Source organism: Erwinia persicina NBRC 102418 (genome assembly GCF_001571305.1).
Taxonomy (GTDB): Bacteria; Pseudomonadota; Gammaproteobacteria; order Enterobacterales; family Enterobacteriaceae; genus Erwinia; species Erwinia persicina.
In genome coordinates this window covers 1-2,256 of record NZ_BCTN01000051.1, presented here as the reverse complement: position 1 = coordinate 2,256, position 2,256 = coordinate 1, and the positions used below count along the sequence as shown (strand labels likewise).

The following is a 2,256-nucleotide window of genomic DNA, read 5'->3' as shown; positions in this document are numbered from 1 at the left end:
AAGTTAACCAGCTATGCAAAATACAGCGCATCATAATAAATTTAACGCCTTCTTTTGTCACGAAGCAGACCTGTAGAGGATTCGTCAGGTCCGCTGTGAGCGAGAAGAGGACATTTGGTTGCAGACCCTCTTACAAAGTCATAAGCATAATCACAAAGAAAAGAGCATAAGTTTCCGGCTACATTTGATCAAACGTTGTTTCTCTCATGCTCAATGAGCCATTCTTTACGTGAAATCCCACCACCATAACCGGTCATCTCTCCATCTTTTCCAATTATCCTGTGACAAGGGATCACAATCGCAATCCGGTTTGCACCATTCGCAGCAGCGACGGCGCGTACAGCATTGGGTTTATCAATCAGTAGCGAAATGGCCTGATAGTATGAGGTCTGTCCATATGGAACAGCACGTAACTCATGCCATACGGATTGTTGAAAACTACTGCCCGGAGCATCTACAGAGAGAGCAAACTGTCGGCGCGTTCCGGCAAAATACTCGCTGATTTCTTTTACTGTCTGCCGGGTATGACTGTTTTCTCCTGTGACAATCTTGGCGTTAAGTAAACGCTGGATGTCGCGAAATTCAGTTTCTAACATCCGGCGATCTGTAAACTCCAGTAGGCAGACTCCCTGCTCGGTGGCACATACAAACATAGGCCCCAGCATAGTGGTAAACCGGTGAATGACTATTACCTGAGTGGTCTGAGTCGGAGCTGCGCCAGTGAGCCGCTTGTAGATGTAACCAAAGCCGCTCAAGGATTCGTAGCCATTGTCCAGCGCGACATCAGTTGCCGTACGTCCACTTTTCAGTTCCTGAAGGGCAATATTTATCCGCTGCATTCGCTGGAAGGCCTGAAAAGTGATGCCGTGATGTTGAAGGAACCAGCGCCGAACTCGCTCCGGGCTGATTCCATGCTGACGAAGATCCGTGTCGGATATACGGGATTTGATATCGCACCTGACAAGCGCAAGCGCCTGTTCGACAAATAATGGCGCGCTGTGCGCATTTTCAGCAGGTCTGCAGACTTTACAGGGGCGAAAGCCGTCCGCCAGGGCAGATTTGGCATCTTTATAAAACTCTACATTTTCACGTTTGGGCTTTCGCGCCCGACATATCGAAATGCAGAATACGCCAGTCGTTCTGACGCCAGCAAAAAACACACCCGTAAATTCTGAAGCGCGTTCAAGTAATGCCTGATACCAGATATCACACAGATTCTTATCGATAACCTTCATCAACAAAAAGTCCTTCAAATGTCTGATGCGACCGGATCGCATGCAGTAAGTCAGTCAGCTTTGACTGGATGGCAGAATGAACAAAATTACCCATAGAAATGCGGCTTACCCCGGCCAGTTTCAGTCTATCGAACGAGGGAAGATCAGGCATACACATGATATTCAGAGGCAGACCAGTGGCATTTGCAATGAGGCTGAGGTCTTTCTCTGACGTCAGGCAGGGAACAAACAGGCCGTCAGCACCTGCAGCTTTATAGTGCTGACCCCGTAATAATGTCTCCTGTAACGCTCTTTCATGCCCGAGCAGGTAAGTATCAGTCCGGACGTTCAGAAACAGATTATAACCTTCACTTTTCAGCGCATCGCATACTGTTCTCAGATTACGCGAAAATTCAGACACATCATCTAGCTGGCGAATCCGATTAACAACTTTGCTGTCTTCAAGGTTAATGCCGGAAACGCCTATCTGGGCGAGGCGCTTGAGATTGTCTGTTATCTTTTCGGCTGAATCACCATATCCCGCTTCCACATCAACGCTCAGTGGCAGGTCGCAAACAGCCCGAATACGGGTGACTACAAAAAATAATTCATCAAACGGCATGCCCTGACCGTCTTCATATCCAAGTGTGGCCGCTATTGCTGCGCTGGACGTTCCGAGAGCCTGATAGCCTGCTTTTTGCGCTGCAACAGCACTGACGACATCCCATACGTTAGCGATGAGAAGGGGCTCATGCTGGTTGTGAAGTTCTGCAAAATTCATATCCATATCCTCTCAATAAGATCGAAAATGAATCTAAACATTCAGCAAAAAAGGCACAACCGAAATTCAGACGACCATTTTTTTAGCGAGGTTTAGTCAGTCCGGCTATGTACCGACAACAACTCGGTATCAGATGATAAACCTGTCCAGGAAAACATCCGCACCCCCCAAATAGGCATTAGCATTGAGCCTCTACAGGATTGATGCACATAATACTAGTTATGTTAAATTGAATATCAGATCAGGCTCACGGGTGCCTCG

The 2,256-nt window shown here is 47.5% G+C and carries 2 protein-coding genes; both read right to left on the bottom strand.

The features are described 5' to 3' along the window. Positions 1 to 188: 188 nt before the first annotated feature. Positions 189 to 1,235 (bottom strand): bifunctional transcriptional activator/DNA repair enzyme AdaA, encoded by a 1,047-nt coding sequence (locus EPE01S_RS22555; RefSeq protein WP_062749664.1) that lies wholly within the window; start codon positions 1,233 to 1,235, stop codon positions 189 to 191. Further along, positions 1,219 to 1,995 carry an isocitrate lyase/PEP mutase family protein gene (locus EPE01S_RS22550; RefSeq protein ID WP_062749662.1) on the bottom strand — a complete coding sequence of 259 codons (777 nt, stop codon included), beginning with the start codon at positions 1,993 to 1,995 and terminating at the stop codon, positions 1,219 to 1,221. Before EPE01S_RS22550 ends, EPE01S_RS22555 begins: the two co-directional genes overlap by 17 nt. Positions 1,996 to 2,256 lie beyond the last annotated feature (261 nt).

Coding starts and splice junctions, on each gene's coding strand:
- EPE01S_RS22555 (WP_062749664.1), bottom strand. CDS start 1,235: ATGAAGGTTATCGATAAGAATCTGTGTGATATCTGGTATCAGGCATTA.
- EPE01S_RS22550 (WP_062749662.1), bottom strand. CDS start 1,995: ATGAATTTTGCAGAACTTCACAACCAGCATGAGCCCCTTCTCATCGCT.